This is a genomic window from Pseudomonas sp. NPDC090203, from assembly GCF_044746765.1.
GTDB lineage: Bacteria > Pseudomonadota > Gammaproteobacteria > Pseudomonadales > Pseudomonadaceae > Aquipseudomonas > Aquipseudomonas putida_AD.
Map to the genome: position 1 here is coordinate 106,630 of NZ_JBIVCV010000003.1, position 18,657 is coordinate 125,286.

The 18,657-nt window shown below is 61.6% G+C and carries 21 protein-coding genes; 11 read left to right on the forward strand and 10 right to left on the reverse strand.

The genetic code is table 11. The features are described from left to right. Positions 1-72 precede the first annotated feature (72 nt). On the reverse strand, positions 73-849 hold the full coding sequence (locus tag ACIPO9_RS05995) for a FadR/GntR family transcriptional regulator (RefSeq protein WP_274130971.1): 777 nt from the start codon (positions 847-849) through the stop codon (positions 73-75). Positions 850-1,014: 165 nt separating this feature from the next. On the opposite strand from ACIPO9_RS05995, the gene ACIPO9_RS06000 reads away from it, so the two are divergent. The 4 genes from ACIPO9_RS06000 to ACIPO9_RS06015 all read left to right on the forward strand — a co-directional run bounded on the left by ACIPO9_RS06000 (position 1,015) and on the right by ACIPO9_RS06015 (position 4,352). Next, a complete protein-coding gene (locus ACIPO9_RS06000; protein ID WP_400779342.1) occupies positions 1,015-2,325 on the forward strand; it encodes an MFS transporter in 1,311 nt (436 codons plus the stop codon). A 16-nt stretch (positions 2,326-2,341) separates the two neighbouring features. Beyond that, entirely contained in the window at positions 2,342-3,322 is a 981-nt protein-coding gene (gene denD, locus ACIPO9_RS06005; RefSeq protein WP_400779344.1) for a D-erythronate dehydrogenase, read from the forward strand. A gap of 146 nt (positions 3,323-3,468) precedes the next feature. Then, complete coding sequence (locus ACIPO9_RS06010; RefSeq protein WP_274130975.1) at positions 3,469-4,017, forward strand: cupin domain-containing protein; 549 nt, start codon at positions 3,469-3,471, stop codon at positions 4,015-4,017. 113 nt (positions 4,018-4,130) lie between these two features. Then, positions 4,131-4,352 carry a hypothetical protein gene (locus ACIPO9_RS06015; RefSeq protein ID WP_274130976.1) on the forward strand — a complete coding sequence of 74 codons (222 nt, stop codon included), beginning with the start codon at positions 4,131-4,133 and terminating at the stop codon, positions 4,350-4,352. Between the two features lie 352 nt (positions 4,353-4,704). On the opposite strand, the gene ACIPO9_RS06020 is transcribed toward ACIPO9_RS06015, so the two are convergent. Together ACIPO9_RS06020 and ACIPO9_RS06025 are read right to left on the reverse strand one after the other, a co-directional pair. Beyond that, a complete protein-coding gene (locus ACIPO9_RS06020) occupies positions 4,705-5,412 on the reverse strand; it encodes an anti-sigma factor domain-containing protein (RefSeq protein WP_400606863.1) in 708 nt (235 codons plus the stop codon). Beyond that, entirely contained in the window at positions 5,409-5,984 is a 576-nt protein-coding gene (locus ACIPO9_RS06025) for a sigma-70 family RNA polymerase sigma factor (RefSeq protein WP_400779346.1), read from the reverse strand. Before ACIPO9_RS06025 ends, ACIPO9_RS06020 begins: the two co-directional genes overlap by 4 nt. Before the next feature lie 217 nt (positions 5,985-6,201). Between ACIPO9_RS06025 and ACIPO9_RS06030 the strand changes: the two genes are divergently transcribed. Next, positions 6,202-7,263 carry an asparaginase gene (locus tag ACIPO9_RS06030; protein ID WP_400779347.1) on the forward strand — a complete coding sequence of 354 codons (1,062 nt, stop codon included), beginning with the start codon at positions 6,202-6,204 and terminating at the stop codon, positions 7,261-7,263. Positions 7,264-7,280: 17 nt separating this feature from the next. On the opposite strand, the gene ACIPO9_RS06035 is transcribed toward ACIPO9_RS06030, so the two are convergent. Continuing rightward, the gene (locus ACIPO9_RS06035) at positions 7,281-8,255 is read right to left on the reverse strand and encodes a LysR family transcriptional regulator (RefSeq protein WP_400779349.1); all 975 of its coding nucleotides are present in this window, start codon (positions 8,253-8,255) and stop codon (positions 7,281-7,283) included. 254 nt (positions 8,256-8,509) lie between these two features. On the opposite strand from ACIPO9_RS06035, the gene ansP reads away from it, so the two are divergent. From ansP to ACIPO9_RS06050, 3 genes are all read left to right on the forward strand, one after another. Further along, entirely contained in the window at positions 8,510-9,946 is a 1,437-nt protein-coding gene (gene ansP / locus ACIPO9_RS06040; protein WP_400779351.1) for an L-asparagine permease, read from the forward strand. A gap of 234 nt (positions 9,947-10,180) precedes the next feature. Continuing rightward, positions 10,181-10,777 carry a GNAT family N-acetyltransferase gene (locus ACIPO9_RS06045; RefSeq protein ID WP_400779353.1) on the forward strand — a complete coding sequence of 199 codons (597 nt, stop codon included), beginning with the start codon at positions 10,181-10,183 and terminating at the stop codon, positions 10,775-10,777. 111 nt (positions 10,778-10,888) lie between these two features. Next, positions 10,889-11,155 (forward strand): type B 50S ribosomal protein L31, encoded by a 267-nt coding sequence (locus ACIPO9_RS06050; RefSeq protein ID WP_400779355.1) that lies wholly within the window; start codon positions 10,889-10,891, stop codon positions 11,153-11,155. A gap of 26 nt (positions 11,156-11,181) precedes the next feature. Here the strand turns inward: ACIPO9_RS06050 and ACIPO9_RS06055 are convergent, their stop codons facing one another. Next, on the reverse strand, positions 11,182-12,483 hold the full coding sequence (locus tag ACIPO9_RS06055) for a tyrosine-type recombinase/integrase (RefSeq protein WP_400779357.1): 1,302 nt from the start codon (positions 12,481-12,483) through the stop codon (positions 11,182-11,184). Positions 12,484-12,639: 156 nt separating this feature from the next. On the opposite strand from ACIPO9_RS06055, the gene ACIPO9_RS06060 reads away from it, so the two are divergent. Both ACIPO9_RS06060 and ACIPO9_RS06065 read left to right on the forward strand, forming a co-directional pair. Further along, positions 12,640-13,035, forward strand: a complete 396-nt coding sequence (locus ACIPO9_RS06060) for a GNAT family N-acetyltransferase (RefSeq protein WP_400779358.1) — start codon at positions 12,640-12,642, stop codon at positions 13,033-13,035. A gap of 157 nt (positions 13,036-13,192) precedes the next feature. Beyond that, positions 13,193-13,819, forward strand: coding sequence for a LysE family translocator (locus ACIPO9_RS06065; protein ID WP_400779360.1), 627 nt, complete (start codon positions 13,193-13,195; stop codon positions 13,817-13,819). Here the strand turns inward: ACIPO9_RS06065 and ACIPO9_RS06070 are convergent. Next, positions 13,816-14,706, reverse strand: coding sequence for an AraC family transcriptional regulator (locus ACIPO9_RS06070; RefSeq protein WP_400779362.1), 891 nt, complete (start codon positions 14,704-14,706; stop codon positions 13,816-13,818). The two genes, ACIPO9_RS06065 and ACIPO9_RS06070, sit on opposite strands and share 4 nt — an antisense overlap. 124 nt (positions 14,707-14,830) lie before the next feature. Between ACIPO9_RS06070 and ACIPO9_RS06075 the strand changes: the two genes are divergently transcribed. Then, positions 14,831-15,340 (forward strand): hypothetical protein, encoded by a 510-nt coding sequence (locus ACIPO9_RS06075; RefSeq protein WP_400779364.1) that lies wholly within the window; start codon positions 14,831-14,833, stop codon positions 15,338-15,340. Here the strand turns inward: ACIPO9_RS06075 and ACIPO9_RS06080 are convergent. Genes ACIPO9_RS06080 through ACIPO9_RS06095 form a run of 4 tightly spaced genes read right to left on the reverse strand, consistent with a single transcriptional unit; the run spans position 15,328 to position 18,618 of the window. Beyond that, positions 15,328-16,689 (reverse strand): ATP-binding protein, encoded by a 1,362-nt coding sequence (locus tag ACIPO9_RS06080; RefSeq protein WP_400779366.1) that lies wholly within the window; start codon positions 16,687-16,689, stop codon positions 15,328-15,330. The two genes, ACIPO9_RS06075 and ACIPO9_RS06080, sit on opposite strands and share 13 nt — an antisense overlap. Beyond that, the gene (locus ACIPO9_RS06085) at positions 16,665-17,330 is read right to left on the reverse strand and encodes a response regulator (protein ID WP_400779368.1); all 666 of its coding nucleotides are present in this window, start codon (positions 17,328-17,330) and stop codon (positions 16,665-16,667) included. The genes ACIPO9_RS06080 and ACIPO9_RS06085 overlap by 25 nt, the downstream gene beginning before the upstream one ends. 40 nt (positions 17,331-17,370) lie before the next feature. Next, complete coding sequence (locus ACIPO9_RS06090; protein WP_400779370.1) at positions 17,371-17,814, reverse strand: hypothetical protein; 444 nt, start codon at positions 17,812-17,814, stop codon at positions 17,371-17,373. A 39-nt stretch (positions 17,815-17,853) separates the two neighbouring features. After that, positions 17,854-18,618, reverse strand: coding sequence for a hypothetical protein (locus ACIPO9_RS06095; RefSeq protein ID WP_400779372.1), 765 nt, complete (start codon positions 18,616-18,618; stop codon positions 17,854-17,856). Between the last annotated feature and the right edge of the window lie 39 nt (positions 18,619-18,657).

Here is an 18,657-nt window from a genome sequence, read left to right on the forward strand (position 1 = left end):
AAGATTGTGTGAAAACCAATGTATAACTAATTCTCATTTGGAAAATGACGACGAACGGTCATTTCCGGTCTTTTAGCTCCCCCGCGAGCCTGGATTTTGCCAGAAAGCAGGGTCCGCGCTTTTCAGCCGCTCGACGGCGTTGTGGATGTGAGTGAGGGCGGCGAAGCGCGCGGCGTTGGGGTCGCTGGCGGCGATTGCGTCGTAGATCGCCACGTGCTCGATGCGCACGGTTCTGGCCAGTTCGCTGCGTCGCTCTTCGTTGGAGCGGGTGATGCGGATCGCTTCCTTGATGAACTGGGCGATGAAGTCGTGCAGCGACGGGAACAGCGGGTTGCCCGTGGCGTGGGAGATCGACAAGTGAAACGCCAGGTCCTCCTCGACGCCGTCGCGGCCGGCCTGTTCGGCTTCGTCGATGGCTTTGAGGGCGCGCTCGATGGCTTCAAGCCCGGCAGGGGTGTGACGCTGTGCCGCCAGTGACGCCGCTTCGCCTTCGATGCCGCGACGCAGTTCGGTCACCCGCAACACCGCCTCGATAGAGCCGCTCACGTCCAGGTCGATGGTGAAGGCCTTGATGTGCGCGCCTTCCGACACCACGGTGCCGCTGCCTTGGCGCACTTCGACCAGGCCTGCGGACTTGAGCCGGGAAATCGCCTCGCGCACCACCGTGCGACTCACGCCATAGCGCTCGCACAGCACCGGTTCCGTCGGCAGTCGCGAGCCGGGCAGGGCTTCGCCACTGGCGATATGGGCTTTCAGCGCCGCCGTCACCTGATCGGCCAAGGTGCCTTTGGATGCGTCCTTGAGGGCCGGCGCAAGCGGGGGCAGAGAAAAAGGGTCGACGTGAGCCATAGCGATCTCATGCTTCAAATCAGCGCACGTTACTGCATTTCGGTCCCAGCGTCCCGCATCAACCGCTTGTTGAATTCGTATGACGTATTATGTTACTTATTTCGTCGCGCACCGTTCTACCCCCAAAAATCACCCCCACTACAAAAACAACGGGATGGGAAAGACATGAGTGAATCACTGACTCAGGACCTGACGGGCTCCTCGGCCGTCGTGTCGGAAGACGCGGCCTACCGCAAGGCTGCCTGGCGGATTCTGCCGCTGCTGTTGCTGTGCTACCTGGTGGCCTATCTGGACCGGGTGAACGTCGGGTTTGCCAAGCTGCAAATGTCCGATGACCTGCATTTCTCCGAAGCGGTGTACGGCCTGGGCGCCGGCATCTTCTTCATTGCCTACTTCCTCGTGGAAATCCCCAGCAACCTGATCCTGCACCGGGTCGGCGCACGCCTGTGGATCGCCCGGATCATGATCAGTTGGGGCGTGATTTCCTCGTGCATGGCTTTCGTCACCACGCCGATGTCCTTCTACATCATGCGCTTCCTGCTGGGCCTGGCCGAGGCGGGGTTCTATCCGGGCGTTATCCTGTACCTGTCGTACTGGTTCCCCACGCACCGGCGCGGAAAGATGTTCGCGCTGTTCGCCACCGCCGTGCCGCTGTCCGGCTTGATCGGCGCGCCACTCTCGGGCTGGCTGATGACGGCCTTCCATGGCGCCCACGGGTTTGCCGGCTGGCAGTGGCTGTTCTTCATCGAAGGCCTGCCATCGGTGTTCGTCGGGATCATGGTGATCTTCTGCCTCAGCGACCGGATTTCCCATGCCGGCTGGCTGAGCCAGGAAGAAAAGAACCTGTTGCAATCGCGCATCGACGCCGAAAGCCATGGCCACGAGGCGCACAGCGTGCGTGAAGTGTTCCGCCAGCCACGCATCTGGCTGTTGACCGCGATCTACTTCTGCCTGATTGCCGGTTTCTACACCGTGGGCTTCTGGCTGCCGACCCTGGTGCGTCAGGCCGGGGTGACCGATGTCCTGCAAATCGGTCTGCTGACTGCCATTCCGTATGGCGCGGCGGTGGTCACCATGCTGCTGGTCTCGCGCAACGCCGACCGGCTGCGCGAACGTCGCTGGCACCTGGCGCTGACCGCGGTGGTGGGCGGCATCGGGATGATCATTTCCGCGACCTGGAGCGACAACTTCACCCTGTCGATGATCGGGCTGACGCTGGGAGCGATGGGCGCTCTGAGCACGCTGCCGCTGTTCTGGCCGTTGCCCACTGCGTTTCTGGGTGGCACCGCAGCAGCGGCTGGCATTGCGCTGATCAACTCCTGCGGCAACCTGGCCGGTTTCGCCTCGCCGTACCTGATGGGCTTTCTCAAGGACATGACGCAAAGCACCACCATCGGCATGTACGTCATGGCCAGCGCGCTGTTTCTGGGCGCGGCACTGGTCTTCCGCATTCCTGCAAAACTGGTAAATCGCTGAGCATTAGGAGCTATTGATGAACATTCTTGTGACTGGCGCGGCTGGCTTTCTGGGCCGCCGCCTGATCGAAGCGCTGCTTGAGCGCGGCACCCTGACAGACCGCCAGGGCGTGACCCAGCGCATTCGCGGCATCGTCGCGTTCGATGTAGTGCCACTGACCGGCATCGATGACGCGAGGGTGAAAGTGGTTTGCGGTGACATCGCCGACCCGCAGGTGCTCGAAGGCCTGGTCGACGCCGACACTGACAGTATTTTCCATCTGGCAGCGGTGGTGTCGAGCCAGGCCGAGCAGGACTTCGACCTGGGGATGCGCATCAACTTCAGCGCCACGCAGCAGTTGCTCGAGCGCATCCGCAAGGTTGGCACGTGCCCCAAGTGGGTGATGACCAGTTCGGTGGCGGTGTTTGGCGGGCAACTGCCGACGCAGGTCGAGGACGATCAAGTCTGGGCGCCGCAAAGCTCCTATGGCACGCAAAAGGCCATGAACGACTTGCTGCTGGCCGACTACAGCCGCCGGGGTTTCGTCGATGGACGCAGCCTGCGCATGCCGACCATCGTGGTGCGCCCCGGCAAGCCGAACATGGCGGCGTCGAGTTTTGCCAGCGGCATCATTCGTGAACCGCTCAACGGACAGGAGAGCGTCTGCCCGGTCGCGCTGGACATGCCGTTGTGGCTGATGTCACCCGCCCAGGCCATTGCCAACCTGATTCACGGCCATGAGCTCAAGGCTGATCTGTTGACCCAGGGTCGGGTCATCAATATGCCTGGCCTGTCGATCACGGTTCAGCAGATGATCGACGCCCTGCGCCGCACCGCAGAGGACGAGGTCGTCAGCCGTATTCGTCATGAGCGAAACCCGGCCATCGAGCGCATCGTCGGCTCCTGGCCCGGATCATTCACGGCCAGATACGCCAAGGACCTGGGCTTTACCGCCGACCACGACTTCGCCGACGTGATCGGGCAATTCATCGCCGAGTATCCGCCGCAGGTGGAGTAGGGCCTGTGCGCAAGCGACCTGTGGATGTCGCTTGCGCGTATAGGTTCACGGCGCCCAAACGTGCTCTAATCACCCCCAATCAAGTGGGGGAGGTGCCCGGTCAAGGCGCGTCCCTCGATACCCTCGGGCTTTAACAAAGGGCTGTCATGGATACGGGGTCACGACTCAAGTTAGTGCGGGAAAGCTACAAGATGTCCCAGCGAGAGCTGGCCAGACGCAGCGGCGTCGCCAATGGCACGATCTCGTTGATTGAGTTGAATCGCGTCAGCCCGTCGGTCAGTTCCCTGAAGAAACTGCTCGAAGGCTTCCCCATGACCCTGGCGGACTTTTTCTCGTTCGACCAGCCGCCACAGGAACAGCGCTACATCTTCCGCGCCGGTGAGCAGCCGGACCTGGGCCGCGATGGCCTGCGTCTGTTGCTGATCGGCGCGTCGGTTCCCAGCCGCCAGATGCGCATGCTGCGCGAGCAGTACGCCCCCGGCGCCAGCTCCGGCGCAGAGCCCATCGTGCATGCCCAGGGCGAGGAGTGCGGGTTGGTGACGCGCGGCACCATCGAACTTACCGTCGATGGCCAGATCAGCATCCTGACCGCAGGTGACGGCTACTATTTCCCGACCACGTTGCCGCACCGGTTTCGCAACATCGGCCAGGACGAAGCAGAAATCATCAGCGCCAACACCCCGGCCAACTTCTGAGGCTGTCGGGTGAGGCGTGCCCGGAGTCCGTTCGGGAAAATCATCGAACCCTGGGTGAACTGCGAATTCGAACCTTAAAGGTTGCGACTGATTCGTGACCAGGCGAGGTGAACATGAACGCTTCATCAGGCATACCCGGCGGTACAGAAAACGCAGTGGACTCCATCCAGCCACTGGAACCCGGCAGACCGGATGTCATTCCTATGCCGCCCGACACCGTGGGCGGCGACGACGATATCCCCCTCGATCCCGATGATGAGGCGCCGCTGGAGAAGGACGTCGAAAAGGTCGAGCGCAACAATTCCCCGATGCCGGAGCATCCGGGCGAAATCTGAGCCTGTTGCTCCATCGCCCAAATGCCACCACCCGTAGGAGCGCGCTTGCCCGCGATTGCGGTATGGCAGACGACGATGATGTGCCTGACCCACCGCCGTCGCGGGCAAGCGCGCTCCTACAGCGGATTAGGGTTTGAACAAAATTCGTCGACCGACACAATGCCCGTATGATCGTGGTCTGAACGAAGATCGTCGAACGCCACAATGTCCGTTTGATCGTGGTCTGAACGAAAGTCGTCGAACGCCACGATCCCCGTAGGAGCGCGCTTGCCCGCGATTGCGGTACAACAGACGACGATGATGTGCCTGACACACCGCCGTCGCGGGCAAGCGCGCTCCTACAGGGGCATGATCAGAGGGCGGTTATCCTGCCGGTGGCGATGACGGGGCCGGTCGGCAATCCTGTCGGTGAGCCGGCTGGGGGCTCGAGCGATACCGCCAGCACCGCGCCGCTTGCCAACAACTCCGCCAGATCCGCAGGCACCGACAGCGCAACGGCATTGTCGGTCGGCAGCAGCCCCAGCGAGTGCGGTTTGCCGTCGCCGCCGATGACCCAGGCTTGCGCGCTCCTGTCCTGCCACTCTGCCTTGCGTGTAGGCACCAGCAACACTTGCCGTCCTTGAGATTGCACCGTGGCGGTGAACAGCACGGCGCCGTCGTCCTGCGCCAGGCGTGCGATCATGGATGGCGGCGCAAGCGGGGCAGGCCGCACGAGAATGAACACCGCCAACAGCAGCGAAGCGGCCAGCGCGATGGCCGTCGTCCAGCGCCAGATCCCGGCATTGTTGCCCGGCGTTGTCCGCTGGTTCGGCGAAACTTCTGCGGGAAACAACTCTTGCTGAATCGCCAGCCAGACCCCGTCCGGAGGTTCGACAGCGGGCAAGCGAGCGAGCCAACCGGCAAAATGAGACTGCCAGGCCGCCAATAACGCCCGATCCGGCGCACTCTGCACCAGCATCGCCTCGACCTGCGCACGCTCCTGGGCAGACAGCACGCCCAATGCATATTCGGCGATCAGCAAATCATGCTCATCGCCGGGTGTAGTGTCATGTTCGCTCATAGCCCAAGGCACGCCCGCAGTTGTAAGAGGCCCCGCCGAATCCAGCTTTTCATCGTCCCCAGCGCGATGCTGTGACGCGCTGCCAGTTCGGCATAGGAATAACCCTCGAAGAAGGCCACTCGGATGTAGGTCTGCTGCTGCTCACCCAGCGTATCCATGCAGCGGTCGATCTGGCTGTTCTGGCGCTGGGCGTCGACGGTTTCAACCACCGACACCTGGCTCGGCCATTCAGTGACGTCATCCAGATCTTCATGGCGATGTTGCGCCCGGCGTCGATCGATCGCCTTGTGCCGGGCGATGGTCGCCATCCAGGTGATCGCGCCTGCAAGCCTGGGATCGAAACTGCCAGCCTTGAGCCAGACCGTGGTGAAGACTTCCTGAAGAACTTCTTCGGCGTCGGCGCGGTTGTTGACGTACCTCAAGCAAATGCCGAACAGCTTTGCCGAGGTCGCGCGGTACAGCGCCTCGAACGCCAGTCGGTTACCGGCGGCACAAGCTTGCAGCAAAACGCCAAGCGCGGTGGAACCGGCGTCTTCCTGGGTGATGCCTGGTGTCAGTGGGTTGAGGGCCAAGGGGCATTTTCCTGCAAGGTTTGGAGGCAATGTAGTTGGTTTTCACCCGATCCGTGGGCCTAAACGCTGTGGAGCTTCCCGCCATGGGCGGCAGCCATCCGGTATTGCATCTGACGCAATACCCCTTTTCAAAGGCTGGACAGGCCATTGATGATCGATCCTCATACACTAGGCACCGAATTCAGGAATCAGTTCGACCGGTTTGAGGATGACATGAATGAACAACAATAAAGCTGCGGTGGTGACGTACCGTGGGGGCTCTGTCGAGAACCTGCATCACGCCAATGTGGCGGTGGTGGATGCCTCCGGGAAGCTGCTGTATGGCTTCGGCAATCCTCAACGCATGACCCTGGCGCGCTCAGCCGCCAAGCCTGCCCAGGCGCTGGCGGTGCTGGAAGCGGGTGCGTTCGAGCGCTTTGGTTTCGACGAGGCAGACCTTGCCTTGATGTGCGCCTCCCACAGCAGCGAGCCGCGGCACATCGAGCGAACCCTGGCGATGCTGGGCAAGATCGACCTCACCGAATCGAGCATGCGCTGCGGCGGTCACCCGCCGATTTCCGATGCGGTCTATAAGGACTGGATCAAGCGCGATTTCACACCCACGGCCGCCTGCAGCAACTGCTCCGGCAAGCACGTGGGCATGCTTGGCGCAGCGCTGGCCCTGGGGCAGACCGCCGAGAACTACGAATCCCCCGATCACCCGCTGCAGCGCCACGTCAAGGCTGTTGTCGCGGACCTGTGCGACTTGCCGGTAGACGGCGTGGAGTGGGCCACCGACGGATGCAACCTGCCGACCCCGGCATTCCCCCTCGACCGCCTGGCACGGATGTACGCAAGGCTTGCTTCGGCGGCGGACCTAACCGCATCGGGCGAGATCGCCAGCGAACGCAGCAAGGCACTGGCGAGGATCTACCGGGCGATGACCCGTCACCCTGAAATGGTCGCCGGCGAAGGGCGGTTCTGCACCGAACTGATGAAGGCATTTGATGGCGACGTGGTCGGCAAGCTCGGTGCCGACGGTTCATACGGCATTGGCATTCGTGCATCGGAACAGACCCGGCGGCTGGGTTCGGATGGCGCGCTGGGGTTCTCGGTGAAAGTCGAGGACGGCAATATCGAGGTGCTGTACATGCTCGTCTGTGAAATCCTCGAGCGCCTGCAGATTGGCACCTCGCAACAGCGCGGCCTGCTGTCGGCTTTCCATCGCCCGAAGATGATCAACACCATGAAACGCGAGATTGGTCACGCCGAGTTCAGCTTCGAGCTTCAGAAGCCCTGAGTGATGGAGCGCTACCTTTAGAAGTCATCGCCGCGCATCTTGCGCAACTCCTCATCGGAAAAACTGCCGATGTGCTGCAACTGCTCGGCGATGAAGTCACGCAGGACACGCAACTTGGTGGACCCGCGCCGGTTCGCCAGATACGCCAGGTAGATGTGCCGCCCGGTCAGGGTGTTCTCCAGACGGTACTGGGGCAACACCACTTCCAGGCGGCCTGTGGCCAGATAGTCACGCACCAGCCAGATCTCGAAATCGGCAATGCCAAGTCCCGCGCAGGTGGCCTCCAGCAATAGCTCGGAGTGGTCGGACACCAGATTGCCGGTCGGCAGCAGGCTGTGCCGGTCCTTCCCGGACACCAGGTGCCAGCGCGGGTCTCCCTCGGGGTGAACGTAGCGCAGGCAGTTGTGTGCCTTGAGATCGTCCGGATGCAGGGGCCGCCCCCGGCGTTCAAGGTAGGCGGGGGCCGCGCACAGCACGCTGTCATTGCGTGAGAGCTTCTGGACGATGAGGTTGTCCAGGTAGTTCTCGCCTTCATGGATATCCAGGTCGAAGCCGCCCGCAACCAGATCGTTGTGATTGTCGGTCAGGCGCACATCCAGCTGGATGGTGGGGTAGTGCGCCAGGAAGGGTGCGACCAGAGGCGCCAGATAGCGGCGGCCGAACGCGACCGGCGCGGTGAGCTTGAGCGGGCCGCTAGGCTGGGCGTCCAGTTCGGCCACTACCCGCATGGTGTCATCGAAATCGGCAATCAGCGTGGTGGCGCGCTCAAGGTACAGGCTGCCGGCTTCGGTCAGGCTGATCTTGTGCGTCGAGCGATGCAGCAGCACCACACCCAGCGACTCCTCGATCTGCGACACCTTGCGCGCCACCGTAGAGGTGGACAAGTGTGCCTCCCGCGCGACGGCCGAGAAACTGCCGGCTTCGACGACTTTGACGAAGGTCCTCATCGCCCCGAGATCATCCGGGCCTGCGTCTTTTGCTTTCGATTTCATGGCTGGCTTCTTATTGCGCTGGTTGCAAAACAGGTTTTGATTTTGCGAAAAACCCTGATTCTACGCAACGATATAGAATCGGCGCAACGCAGGTGAAGTCGTTAGAAGCGCAACATCATCAAGGAAGAACAGGTGATTCAACTGGCAGGCTACCGACCTTGCAACCCGCCAATTGCATCACCGAACCATGCTCAACATGCCTCCCTGACTATTACAAAAATCGCTTCCCGAGAAGCACGCACCTGGAGACGCTCATGAAGCATGTCCGCAATGAAGACCTGTTCGCTTCCCACGAAAGCGGATACGAAAAGAAGCTCAAATCCCGACACGTACACATGATTGCCATGGGCGGCGCCATCGGCACCGGCCTGTTCCTGGGGGCCGGGGCACGCCTGCAAATGGCCGGGCCGGCGCTGGCGGTGGTGTATCTGGTCTGCGGCGTGTTTGCCTTTTTCATCATGCGTGCACTGGGTGAGCTGGTGATGCACCGTCCTACGACGGGCAGCTTCGTGTCCTACGCCCGGGAGTTTCTCGGCGAGCGTTCCTCCTACGTTGCCGGCTGGATGTATTACCTGGTGTGGGCAACCACCGGCATCGTCGATATCACGGCGATTGCCATCTACATGAAGTACTGGGGCGCTTTTGCCGACGCGCCGCAGTGGCTGTTTGCGCTGGGGTCACTGGGGATTGTCACGGTCTTGAACATGATCGGCGTCAAGTATTTCGGCGAGATGGAGTTCTGGTTCTCGTTGATCAAAGTGCTCACCATCAGCCTGTTTCTGATCATAGGGACGGTCTTTCTCGCCAGCGGCCACCCGATTGACGGGCACGCCACTGGGCTGCATCTGATTACCGACAACGGAGGTGTGTTTCCTCACGGGCTGGTGCCGGCGGTGCTGATCATTCAGGGGGTGATCTTCGCCTATGCCAGCATCGAACTGGTGGGCGTGGCTGCCGGAGAAACGGCGGATCCACGCAAGGTCTTGCCCAAGGCGATCAACTCCATCATGTGGCGGATCGGCCTGTTCTACGTTGGCTCCGTGGTGCTGCTGACCTTGCTGCTGCCGTGGACGGCGTACAGCGCAGGCGAGAGTCCGTTCGTGACCTTTTTCGGCAAGCTGGGAGTGCCGTACATGGGCAGCGTGATGAACATCGTGGTGCTGACCGCGGCCATGTCGAGCCTCAACTCGGGGCTGTATTCGACCGGTCGCATCCTGCGTTCCCTGGCGATGGGTGGCTCTGCACCCAAGTACGTTTCGCGAATGAACAGCCGTGGTGTGCCTTACGGCGGGATCCTGGTGACCGTCGCGGTGATCGCGATTGGCGTGCCGCTCAATTACATCGTTCCGGCCCAAGCGTTCGAGATCGTGTTGAACGTGGCCTCGCTGGGGATCGTGACCACCTGGGGTTTCATCGTGATGTGTCAGATCCGCTTTCGCCAGGCGGTCAAGCGCGGTGAACTGCCGGATGTGACCTTCAAGATGCCGTGGGCGCCGTATACCTCCTGGGCCACCATGGGATTCCTGGCGGTAGTGTTGGTGCTGATGGCGTTCGATTATCCGAGCGGGACCTGGACCATTGCGATGATCCCGGTGCTGGCAGTGGGGTTGACCATAGGTTGGTACCTGACGCGGCGGCGTTCGGCATCGGTGGATACTGCGCCGGCTGCGAGCCCGGTTGGCGATGCATGAGTCGGTAATCACCGCAAAGCCACCGCGAGCGGTTGCGGCCATCGCCCTGTAGGAGCGCGCTTGCCCGGGACTGCGGTGTACCGGTCGCATCGCCGGCGCCTGACACGGCCCTGTCGCGGGCAAGCGCGCTCCTACAGTTTCGCGGCGTGCTCAGGGTTGATGCGACAGGTCCATTGCAGCCGGAGGCGAGCGCTCCTACATTAGGGGCGACTAACCCAAGGATCTTCTGTGAGCATGGATTCACCACCTTCATCTATCCCCGCCCTGACACATCCGGGCGTCATCTGGGCGCACAGCCTGGCGCCCGAAGTACGGGTGCCATTGACCCTCGTCACCGAACGCTTGCGCCTGGTGCCGGCTGACGTCTGCTACGCCGAGGCCCTGGCCTGCGCCCTGAACGCCAGTTACACCCTGCACCGGGAATTCCTCGCCTGGAGCCAGCCCCACTGGACGCTGGAACAAGCCGCTGAAAGTCTGGAACTGGCCGCCAGGGATTTTTTCCGCTGCGGTGCCGAAAAGCGCTACCTCGTCCTGCCGCGCAACGGCGCCCCGGAGATTGTCGGCTGCATCGGATTGATGCCTGGGCCGACTGCGAATGAAGATTTCGAAATCGGCTACTGGGCCAACCAGCGCCATGCCGGCCAAGGCCTGATGAAGGAGGCCCTGGCGGCGTTGTTGGTGTTGCTTGAGGGCCAGTCTCTGTATCTGACCACCGCCAGCGCCAACACCGCAAGCCAGCGTCTGGCAAAGGCCGTCGGCTTCACGCAGGTGGAGACTCTTCAAGCGGTCGAGCCAGACGGCAGCGACAGCTTCGTCTTTCGGCGCCACTAACGCCCGGATGTACACAAACCGCGCAACCACCCACCCGGGGGGGGGGCGCCTTGAAAATATCAAAAAGATACAGTATAACGTATCTATCGATATCCAATCCTGGAGACCATCATGAAGCCGAATATCCACCCCGCATACCGCACCGTGCTGTTCCACGACACCGCCGCCGATGTGTACTTCCTCATTGGCTCGACCGCCGACACCGATCGTACCCACCAGCACACCGACGGCAACACCTATCCATACGTCGCCCTCGATGTGTCCAGCGCCTCGCATCCGATCTACACCGGTCAGCAGCGCCAGGCCACCACCGAAGGCCGTATCGCAGGTTTCAACAAGCGCTTCGCCGCCTTTGGTTCTGGCGGCAAGAAGGCCTGAAACCAGGTTGAGAGCGATAGCGCCGGCTATCGCTCTTTCATCGCCAGACGCTTGACCGAGTAGGCGCGTTTCTCGTCTTCGGAGTTGTAATAGACGTTCTGCGTGGTGCTCAGGCTGTTGTGACGCAGGTCGATCTGCAAATCCTTCATGTCGCGATGGGGCGCATCGAAGGTAGCCGAGGTGTGGCGCAACCAGTGCAGCGAGGCCGCACGCAGCCGGCCGACGTCCTCGTCCGCCCAGTTCTCGGCCTGCATGCGCGCAAGCGCACGGTCGAACACCTCTTGCAATAAAACGCGGATGTGCCGGTCCGACAGCCCCGCACGGCCACGCTGGGTCGCGATCAGCGGCGTGCTTTCACGAAAGCCGGGCAGGGGCGAGAGGCCCTGGTGCAGCCGCCAGCGTTTCAGATAGTTCTCGACGTAGTCGTCGCGCACGCTGATCTTGCCCGCCTTGTTGCCTTTGCCGACCACGTGATACCACCAATTGCCCGCGTTGTCCTTGCGCAGGTCGCCCATGGTCGGCTTCCAGTTGTCACGCCCGACCAGATCGGAAACCCGCAGGTACATGGCGAAAATCGTTGCCACGATGAACAGCGTGCGCTCATAGCGGGCATCGGCCGCAGCCAGTTGCTCGGCGGTTTCCAGCACGAAATCCCATTGCAGCGAGGTCAGGATGCGGGTGTCCTGGTCGTCGGTATTGCGCTGCTTGTACTTGCTCTTCTGCTTGACCGCCCGAAACGGATTCTGCTCGCAGAAGCCCTCATCGATGGCGTGCTGAAAGAAACTCCCGCACACCGCAAAGATCTGCGCGATAGAACCCTGGGCGAGCTTGTAGGCGTCCAGTTGCGCAGGGCGATTCTGTTCCTTGGCGCGTTTGCGTTCTTCCTTGGACACCGTCTGGCTGAACGGGCGCCATTCGGGGTTGAGCACGTAGGTATCGCTGCTCGATTTCTTGCGCGCCCCGATACGATTGAAACGCGACTTGACCACCGGGCCGACCCAGGCGGGGTCAGGCGCCAGGCAAAACTCCATGAAACTCTCGGCGTGGGTACGGCGCATTTCCAGCAAGGGAATCCGCGCCTTGAGCAGCGCCCACAACAGCAAGCGCTCGACGTGGGTGCGGTAGGAATTGAACGTTGCCTCGTTGCCCGCGTAGGATTTGAGAAAACTGCGCACCGCCCGGTAGCCCTCGACCGCCTGCGCCTGTTCGGGAAACTGCCCAAGGTAATCGGTGATGGCCGCAAGTTCTTCTTTCAGGGAGCTGAAATTCAGCTCGCCGAACCGGGCATAGGTTTCAAACAGCGGGTGGGGAGTGGCAGGCGCAGACATTGAGATTCCCTTGGCTGGGGCGACATATGGGAAATGAACAACAGAAATAAATCATTGAATTTATTGTATCTTTTCAAGGTTGCGAGCGCATCGCGAGAAGCGCAGGCAGCTGCGGGCCGTTTTACCCTATCAATGTGAGTACCTAAAGGATTAGCGATGATGACGCGTATAGAAGTGATGGTCGATCCGGCAGATGACGCACGTGCAGCCATCCTCAAGCCATTGCGGGCGCATAACCTGTCTCGGGCTGGTGATCCAAAGCCCGAGACAATCGCTCTGGTGGTCCGTGATGAGGAGACCGACGAAATTATCGGAGGCCTGTATGGAGAGATATTCTATCGCTGGTTTTTCATCGAACTGCTTGCGATACCTGAGCAAACCCAAGGTCAAGGCACTGGCTCACGGCTGATCGGGATGGCCGAAGAGGTCGCCCGGGAAAGAGGCTGCGTCGGCCTCTGGCTCGACACCTTTGATTTCCAGGCACCGTCTTTCTACGAGCGACTGGGCTTCAGCAAGTTTGGAACGCTGGATGATTTTCCGCCGGGGCATTAGCGGTTTTTCATGCAGAAACGACTGGATTGAAAGGATAGGCTGATCCCACCGAATACGTGTGCCCGGACAGCCGATCAACCAGGAATTACAGACAGCTTGCGTTCGGTGTTCGGATCAGGATTACTGGCGTTCGCGCCCCCCATCGAGATCACCCGCCATGTTCGACCTGAGCTCCTTGCTGACCTACGTAGCCGTCGTGTTGGGACTGTTCCTGATACCCGGGCCGGCGGTGCTGCTGGTGATGACGCGCACCGTGCAGGGTGGGCGCAAGGTGGGTATCGCCACCGGGCTGGGCGTTGCCGCGGGCGATCTGATCCACACCCTCTGCGCGGCACTGGGGCTGTCGGCGATCCTGATGACCTCGGCCACCGCCTTCAACGTGGTGAAACTGGTCGGCGCCTGCTACCTGATCTATCTGGGCGTGCGAGCGTTCATGTCCAGATCAGGCGGTGATTCCAAAGCACAACTGAGCGCGGTGACGCCGGCCCAGGCGTTTTTCCAGGCAATCGGCGCCGAAGTGCTGAACCCCAAGACGGCGATCTTTTTCCTGGCGTTCCTGCCGCAATTCATCCACCCGGCTTCCGGTTCGTCGTTTCTGCAATTTGCAGTGCTTGGTCTGATCTTTTCAGGTCTGAGCGCTATCTACACCAGCCTCTTGGCCCTCGCCATTCGCCCCTTGAGCCAGGCGATCAAGGGCCTTGCCGGGCTGCGTCGATGGGAGGGAAAAATCATCGGCACGATGTTCATGGCACTGGGACTGAAGATCGCGTTTCAGCAGCGCTAGGGCAGGGCCTGGTTGTTGTCGTCCCGTGGCGAGCGGCCAAAAAACGCTTTGTAGGCGCGGCTGAATGCCGCTTCGGATTCGTAGCCAATAGCAAATCCCACCTCGCCGATGCGGCTGTCGTGCCGGGCCAGCATGGTTTTCGCCAGGGTCAGTCGCCACTCATTCTGATAGCGCAGGGGTGAGCGCCCCACCAGCGCGGTGAAGCGTTCGCAGAAGCTTGAGCGTGACATGCCGGCGACGCTGGCCAGTGCGTCGATGCGCCATTGTTGACCGGGTTTTTCGTGGATGGCTTTGAGGGTTCTGGCGATGCGCGCATCCGACAAGCCGCCCAGCCAGCCCGAGGCCATGCCGTGCTGCACCCAGGTTCGCAGGATGCGAATGACGGTAAGGTCGATCAGACGGGAAATCATCAACGCGCCGCCAGGTTGGGTGTCGTTGGCCTCGATCAGCATGAAATGCAAGATGCCGTCCGACCAGGCGGCGGCTTCGGCGCGCCTGACGTGGATCAGCCACGGCATGGCGAACAGCATGGCCTGGAAGCTGCTGGCGTCGAACCAGAAGCGGCAGACCACCAGCGCGGCCGGCCCCATTGTGGTGATAATGTTCAGGGATGACGGATCATGGGGCAGCAGCAGAATGTCCCCTTGCTCGATCACCTGCCCATGCCCGTCGGGGCCTTCGATGCGCAACTGGCCCTGTTGCAAGACGCAGATGTGCGAGCTTTTTTCGTCCAGCTCCAGACGCTGCCCCAAGGCCAGTGTCGTGGAATAGACGCGATCCCCGGTCAGACGAATCTGTGCCAGTACCTGCGAGAGCAGATCGCCGGTGGCCAGGCCTTCCAACTGCATTTCCGGAAGAATGGTCAAGTTTTCGAGTAAATCCGTCATGTCAGTCCGGCCGCGTCTTCAATAGTCTGAACCCTGAAATCATAACCCTTTCACACGGCTGATCGGCAACTGCGCAGCGCTCCGTGCGCTATGCCTATCATCCAGACAAAAAAGGAATAATCGAATGTTCGGGATCTCTGCCCTTGGCTGGGTACACACACTGGGCAGCCTGCCTGCCATCCCTCTGGCCGCCTGGATGCTGATTCGGCACGGGCGCATCGTGCCGCGCTCGGGCGCAGGCGTAGCCTACTTCGTCTCGATGCTGATCGGCGCCTGCACGGTGTTTCTGGTGGCGCATCAACCCATCAGCCCGGTGATCGGCGCGGTCACACTGGTGCTGCTGCTCGCGGGTTACGGAGTGGGCTTCATTGCCTGGCTGGGCCGTGCGGGGATATACCTTGAAACCATCCTGCTGAGCCTGACAGTGTTCTTCATGATGGTGCCGACCGTCTCGGAGACCCTGCGCCGGGTTCCAGATGGTCATCCCATCGTCACCGACCCGAATTCGCCGTTGCTCAAAGGCGCACTGGGGTTGATCGCCCTTGCGCTGATTGTCGGCGTGGTGGCCCAAGTGGTGTTTCTGCGAAAAGGCTGGCAAGGCATGCCATCTGGCGCCAAACCTCAGCGCGCCTGACCATGCAGCTTCAGGCGCACCGACACGCACAAGCCTTGGCCCAGTTGCTCGTTGGAAAACCCCAGGGTAACGATGGCGCCGGCTCGTTGGGCGATGGCCTGGACGATGGACAGGCCAAGCCCGGATCCGCGCTGTTCGCTGCCCAGGGTGCGGTAGAACGGATCGAAGACGCGCTCGCGTTCGTGAACTGCGATTCCCGGGCCTGAATCCTTGATCTGCAAGCAGGCAAAGCCCTGGTCGATACTCACCGAGAGGTCGACCCGGCCGCCGGCGGGTGTGTAGCGGATGGCGTTGTCGACCAGGTTCTTCACCAGCATGGTCAGCTCGATTTCAGGTATCAGAACCTGTGCGTCTTGCTCACCTTCGACGCCGATGTCGATCTGTTTGGCCTCTGCCTGCGCCAGCAAATCCTCCAGTACATGCCGGTACACCGCATGTACCGAAACCACCGAAGGCTGCGGCGTAGAGCCTGATTGCGCCTTGGCGAGGTCCAGCAACTGATCGACCAGATTTCGCCCGCGCTCAATCCCACGGCGCAGCGTAGTCAAACGTTCGCGGGCCAGCTCGGGCATCTCGGCGCTGGCCAGTCGTTCGGCCTGCAAAGAAAGCGCGGTGAGCGGCGAGCGCAATTCGTGGGCGGCATCGGCGACGAATCGGCCCTGGGCCTCCATGGATTGCCGGACGCGGCCCAGCAGCCGGTTGATTGCGACCACGAACGGCCTGACTTCGGTCGGTAGATGGTGTTCGTCGATGGGATGCAGGGCCTGCTCGGCGCGTTGGTCGATTTCCGCCGAGAGGGTGGCGATGGGGCGGAACAGCTTGCGCACCAGATCGCCGACCACCAGCAGCAACACGGGAAACAGGATCAGAAAGGGCAGCAGACTTCGCCAGGCGCTTTCACGAGCATCGCTGTCACGGGCGCCGGTTTCCTGCGCGACGGCGATGCGTTCGCCGCGGGTGGTGGTCCTGACCAGAACGCGAAACGGCTCGCCGCCAACGTCCAGCGTGCTGATGCCGTCGGGCAATGTCGTCGGCAACGGCAAGGGGGTTCCAGCGTCGCTGCTGGCAGGCGCCTTGCTGCCGTCGGCGAGGTACTGAATGGTGACCCGGGATTCTTCGTCGTCACCCTCGATAACGCCATGGAGCGGGTACTGCAGGGTCATCTGCTGGCGGTCGAACAGCACCGCGACCTGGCGCAGGGTGTCGTCCTGCATTTCGTGGGCTTCATCGAACGCCGAGACAAAGGCGAACACCCCGGCGGCGATGGCGACCAGCAGAATGGCCACGGACAGGGCCATCGACAGCCTGAGTTGTACCGATTCACTCAGGCGTTTTTTGAAACCATCCATCCCACACCTCTGACGTTCTTGATGACGTGGCTGCCCAGTTTGCGGCGCAGGGAGTGGATCAGGAATTCCACGGCGTTGCTTTCCACTTCGTTGCCCCAGCCGTAGATGCGGTCTTCGAGATCGGCACGGGAAAGGATAGCGCCGGGGCGAATCAGCAGCGCGTGGAGCAGGGCGAACTCCCGGTTGGAAAGCTGCACGGGGGCGCAGCCTTCGGCGCAGGCCTCTTTGGAACTGGGGTCCAGTGACACGACCCCGTTACCCAGCAGCGGGATGGCATTGCCGCCTTTGCGGCGCAATACGGCGCGCATCCGAGCCAGCAGTTCCGCCATTTCGAAGGGTTTGAGCAGGTAGTCGTCGGCGCCGCCATCGAGCCCGCGAAGGCGTTCATCGAGGCTGTCGCGGGCGGTGATGATGAGCAAGGGCACCGGGTTGTTCTGGCCGCGGATGCTGGCCAGAACCGCTTGCCCGTCCTTGCCCGGCAGACCCAGGTCAAGCAGCACCAGATCGTAGTGCTGGGTGTCGAGGGCGGCGAGGGCGATCAGGCCGTCCCTGACCCAGTCGCAGGCATAGCTTGCGTCCTTGAGTGCGCCCTCGATGGCTTCTCCAATCATCGGATCGTCTTCGACCAGAAGTATCCGCACTGTATGTCTCCGATGATGAGCGAGCGGGGAATTAACAAGCTTATGGTTTTCCCTGGAGGGAGTCGAACGCCTTCATCAGGTCATCCATCGCTGCCTTGCAGTCGGCCTGGTTCGGGCTGCCGGCACGCAGTGCGGAGAGGGCGCGGTCGATGGCCTTGTCCAACAGGTGCCAGTCACCGGCGGCGCGAGGCTTGATGCCGGCTTCGGCCGAATCCCAGCTCGATTCAAGGTCCTTGATTCTGGTTTTCGCCCCTGGCAGGTCATTTTTGTCTACCAGGTCCGCAACCTCGGCGGCAATGGCGCGAAAGCCGGACAGATCCCCCAGTTTCGAAGCGCTGCTTTGCCCGGTACCTGTTTGCGAAGCGTTGGCGTTCGGCGCAGGGGTGGGCTTGTCGGCAGGCTTGGAGCAGCCCGCAGCAACAGTCAGCAGAAAGATAGAAGTCGCGATGGCGACATGGCGGATAGCGTTTTTGACGTAGCGCATGTTATTTCCTTTCAAGGGTGTAAGAGTGGATAGAGCGGGTTATTGAGTGACGTGTTTACGGTTGCCGACGCTGAGCTGGGCAACGGTGACCAGCATCAGGATCACGCAGAGAAAGATGGCGCTGGTCCAGGTGGCGCCCATGCCCAGGCCGCCGTAGGTCTTGGCTTGGGTGAGCAGGTCGCCCAGGGAGGCGCCGAACGGGCGGGTCAGGATGTAGCCGATCCAGAAGGTCAGCACGGCGTTGCCGCCCATGCGCCAGGCGGCGAATGTCGCAGCCAGCAGCACCCCGAAGATGCCGACGCCCAGGGTGAAGCCCAGGCCCAGCGCTTCGGTGGCCAGATCCCCGGCCGCCGTGCCCAGGGCGAAGGTGCAGAGCACGGTTGCCCAGTAGAACAACTCGCGTCTGGAGGTGACGATCTCGTGGATCGACAGCGTGCGTTCAGTCCGGTACCAGACCGTGAATGTCGCGGCCAGCAGCACCGAAAACACCGCTGTGCTGGTGTAGAGGCTGACGTCTAGCATGTCGGTCAGCACATCGGTGATCTGGGTGCCGACGATGCTCACCAGCACCACCGTGAGCCAGTAGATCCAAGGGGTGTAGGCACGAGTGCGCAGTTGGGCGAACAGGGCAATGGCGAGCAGCGTCGCCATTCCCACTGTCGTGACGCCCGCGCCAAGCCCGGCATCGACGGCGAGAAAATCAGCGAAGGTTTCGCCGACCGTGGTCGACATGATTTTGATGACCCAGAACGACAGGGTGACTTCGGGGACTTTATTGAGCCAACCGGCTATTGAGGGATTCATCGGGATCGCTTCTCCATGGACAGCGCCGCAAATGGCGCA

Coding starts and splice junctions, on each gene's coding strand:
- ACIPO9_RS05995 (WP_274130971.1), bottom strand. CDS start 849: ATGGCTCACGTCGACCCTTTTTCTCTGCCCCCGCTTGCGCCGGCCCTC.
- ACIPO9_RS06000 (WP_400779342.1), top strand. CDS start 1,015: ATGAGTGAATCACTGACTCAGGACCTGACGGGCTCCTCGGCCGTCGTG.
- denD (WP_400779344.1), top strand. CDS start 2,342: ATGAACATTCTTGTGACTGGCGCGGCTGGCTTTCTGGGCCGCCGCCTG.
- ACIPO9_RS06010 (WP_274130975.1), top strand. CDS start 3,469: ATGGATACGGGGTCACGACTCAAGTTAGTGCGGGAAAGCTACAAGATG.
- ACIPO9_RS06015 (WP_274130976.1), top strand. CDS start 4,131: ATGAACGCTTCATCAGGCATACCCGGCGGTACAGAAAACGCAGTGGAC.
- ACIPO9_RS06020 (WP_400606863.1), bottom strand. CDS start 5,412: ATGAGCGAACATGACACTACACCCGGCGATGAGCATGATTTGCTGATC.
- ACIPO9_RS06030 (WP_400779347.1), top strand. CDS start 6,202: ATGAACAACAATAAAGCTGCGGTGGTGACGTACCGTGGGGGCTCTGTC.
- ACIPO9_RS06035 (WP_400779349.1), bottom strand. CDS start 8,255: ATGAAATCGAAAGCAAAAGACGCAGGCCCGGATGATCTCGGGGCGATG.
- ansP (WP_400779351.1), top strand. CDS start 8,510: ATGAAGCATGTCCGCAATGAAGACCTGTTCGCTTCCCACGAAAGCGGA.
- ACIPO9_RS06045 (WP_400779353.1), top strand. CDS start 10,181: ATGGATTCACCACCTTCATCTATCCCCGCCCTGACACATCCGGGCGTC.
- ACIPO9_RS06050 (WP_400779355.1), top strand. CDS start 10,889: ATGAAGCCGAATATCCACCCCGCATACCGCACCGTGCTGTTCCACGAC.
- ACIPO9_RS06055 (WP_400779357.1), bottom strand. CDS start 12,483: ATGTCTGCGCCTGCCACTCCCCACCCGCTGTTTGAAACCTATGCCCGG.
- ACIPO9_RS06060 (WP_400779358.1), top strand. CDS start 12,640: ATGATGACGCGTATAGAAGTGATGGTCGATCCGGCAGATGACGCACGT.
- ACIPO9_RS06065 (WP_400779360.1), top strand. CDS start 13,193: ATGTTCGACCTGAGCTCCTTGCTGACCTACGTAGCCGTCGTGTTGGGA.
- ACIPO9_RS06070 (WP_400779362.1), bottom strand. CDS start 14,706: ATGACGGATTTACTCGAAAACTTGACCATTCTTCCGGAAATGCAGTTG.
- ACIPO9_RS06075 (WP_400779364.1), top strand. CDS start 14,831: ATGTTCGGGATCTCTGCCCTTGGCTGGGTACACACACTGGGCAGCCTG.
- ACIPO9_RS06080 (WP_400779366.1), bottom strand. CDS start 16,689: ATGGATGGTTTCAAAAAACGCCTGAGTGAATCGGTACAACTCAGGCTG.
- ACIPO9_RS06090 (WP_400779370.1), bottom strand. CDS start 17,814: ATGCGCTACGTCAAAAACGCTATCCGCCATGTCGCCATCGCGACTTCT.
- ACIPO9_RS06095 (WP_400779372.1), bottom strand. CDS start 18,618: ATGAATCCCTCAATAGCCGGTTGGCTCAATAAAGTCCCCGAAGTCACC.